The organism is Sodalis-like endosymbiont of Proechinophthirus fluctus, assembly GCF_001602625.1.
Lineage (GTDB): Bacteria > Pseudomonadota > Gammaproteobacteria > Enterobacterales > Enterobacteriaceae.
Genome location: NZ_LECR01000005.1, coordinates 8359 through 10136, shown reverse-complemented (window position 1 = coordinate 10136; position 1778 = coordinate 8359). Strand labels below are relative to the sequence as shown.

The window sequence follows — 1778 nt, the reverse complement described above, 5'->3', positions numbered from 1 at the left end:
GCTGAAAAAACTGACGCTGCTCGGCTTCGAGGTGGATCATGAACGCAACCTAGCCACGCGTTTTGGCCACGCCGGCTTGATTACCACCGACGCCAGCCGCCAGGCTATCGTAATCCCGACCAACGAGGAGTTGGTCATCGCCCAGGACGCCGCGCATCTGACCGCGTAATTCTCATNTCATCTCCCCACCGGTTTTGTCCGGTTGGGATGTTTTTGCCTAACGAGAAACCGTTGAAAGAGGTTTAGCTGTGTCCCGTACAATCATGTTGATCCCTACCGGCACAAACGTTGGTCTGACCAGCGTCAGCCTCGGCGTGATCCGCGCCATGGAGCAAAAAGGCGTAAGATTAAGCGTGTTCAAACCCATCGCGCAGCCACAATCCGGGGAGGATACCCTCGATACTACCACCCGCATTATTCGCGCCAATTCTACTATTCCCTCCGCTGAACCTCTAGCCATGAGCTATGTGGAATCTCTGCTCGTCTCCAATCAGCAAGACGTGCTGATGGAAAAAATCATCGCCCGCTATCATGAAAATACCCATGAGGCGGAAGTTGTACTGGTGGAAGGTCTGGTTCCCACGCACAAACATCAGTTCGCCACGGCGCTGAACTATGAAATCGCCCGCACGCTAAACGCCGAAATCGTTTTTGTACTCTCACTGGGCAACGACTCGCCAGATCAATTGAAAGAACGTATCGAGCTGGTACGCTCAAGCTTCGGCGGGAGCAAAAATAAAAACATCACTGGCGTCATCATCAATAAATTGAACGCGCCTGTGGATGAACAAGGCCGTACTCGTCTAGACCTGTCGGATATTTTCGACGATTCCAACAAGGCAAGCGTAGCTAACGTCGATCCAAGCCTGCTGTTTAAAAACAGCCCGCTGCCCGTGCTAGGCTGCGTACCGTGGAACTTCGATCTCATCGCCACCCGTGCCATCGATATGGCCTACCATCTGGGAGCTACCATTATCCACGAAGGAGAAATTCAAACCCGCCACGTGAAATCCGTCACATTCTGCGCTCATAGCCTACCAAACATGCTAGAACATTTCCGGCCTGGTTCACTTCTGGTGACTTCCGCCGACCGCCCCGATATACTGGTCGCTGCCTGCCTCGCTGCTATGAACGGTGTAGAAATCGGCGCTGTGCTGCTGACCGGAGGTTATGATATTGATCCGCGCATTCAGAAGCTGTGCGAGCGCGCCTTCCAAACCGGCCTGCCGATGTTCACCGTACAGACAAACACCTGGCAGACGTCGCTCAGCCTTCAAAGCTTCAGCCTGGAAGTGCCGGCCGATGACCACAGTCGGGTGGAAAAACTGCAAAACTATGTCGCTGGCCATATCGATAATGCCTGGATCGAATCCCTGTCCGCCAGCTCCGAGCATCCGCGCCGCTTGTCGCCGCCGGCGTTCCGCTATCAACTGACCGAACTAGCGCGCCAGGCGGATAAACGCATCGTGCTGCCGGAAGGCGACGAGCCGCGCACTGTCAAAGCGGCGTCCATTTGCGCTGAGCGCGGCATCTCCCACTGTGTACTGTTGGGTAATCCTGATGAAATTCAGCGCGTGGCTGCGGTACAGGGCGTGACGCTTGGCAACGGCATCGAAATTATCGATCCGGAAGTGGCGCGTGAGAAGTATATCGCGCGCCTGGTCGAGCTGCGCAAGAGCAAAGGCATGACAGAAGTAGTGGCCCGAGAACAGCTGGAAGATAACGTGGTGTTGGGCACACTGATGCTGGAACAGGGCGAAGTGGACGGCCTAGTGTCA

The 1778-nt window shown here is 55.1% G+C and carries 1 protein-coding gene and 1 pseudogene; both read left to right on the top strand.

The window, feature by feature from the left end:
* Positions 1 to 169 (top strand): annotated as a pseudogene (locus tag BG74_RS09830) (acetate kinase); the annotation flags it as partial.
* 79 nt (positions 170 to 248) lie between these two features.
* Positions 249 to 1778: phosphate acetyltransferase (gene pta, locus BG74_RS00800; RefSeq protein WP_244267096.1), on the top strand; the 1530-nt coding region annotated here is incomplete at its 3' end.